1 protein-coding gene is annotated in these 577 nt (G+C 40.6%); it reads left to right on the forward strand.

Annotation, left to right across the window (positions count from 1 at the left end; translation table 11 throughout):
- Positions 1-577: DUF3987 domain-containing protein (locus ABD917_RS08815; RefSeq protein ID WP_345119681.1), on the forward strand; the 577-nt coding region annotated here is incomplete at both ends.

A 577-nucleotide genomic window follows, 5' to 3' on the forward strand; every position in this document is an offset into this window, starting at 1 on the left:
GTCAACAAACCCCTCTCGATTTTATTGCTGTCTCGGCTCTCTGTGGTTTGGCGGCTGTCATTGGTAATGGCGTGCGGGTGGCTCCAAAACAATATGATGATTGGACAATTGTTCCTAATCTCTGGGGGGCTATTGTGGGGCAACCTTCAACATATAAAACACCGACCATGGAAGCTGCTTTAGCTCCTCTCTATGCTTTTCAAGAGGAATGGTATCAAGAATGGGTAAAGCAGAAAAAAAGCCAAGAAACAAAAGATATTCTGATTGAATTAGACAAACGAGAAAAGAAAAAACAAGCCTGCAAAGCACTCAAAGATCAAGACGAGGAACAAGCCCTTGCTCTTCTTTCAAAATCTCTTGAAAACAAAGAAACTGATGATGATGACACGCTTAATAAACGACGTCTTATCGTCAATGATGTGACGGTTGAAAAGCTTGGGGAATTGTTAAAAGAAAACCCCCGTGGTCTTTTGATGGTTCGTGATGAGTTATCTGGTTTTTTAGCCAATTTGGAGAGAAAGGAATATCAAACAGACCGTTCTTTCTATTTAACAGCTTTCAATGGAGATGATCAATT

This window comes from Bartonella pachyuromydis (assembly GCF_039543065.1).
Lineage (GTDB): Bacteria > Pseudomonadota > Alphaproteobacteria > Rhizobiales > Rhizobiaceae > Bartonella > Bartonella pachyuromydis.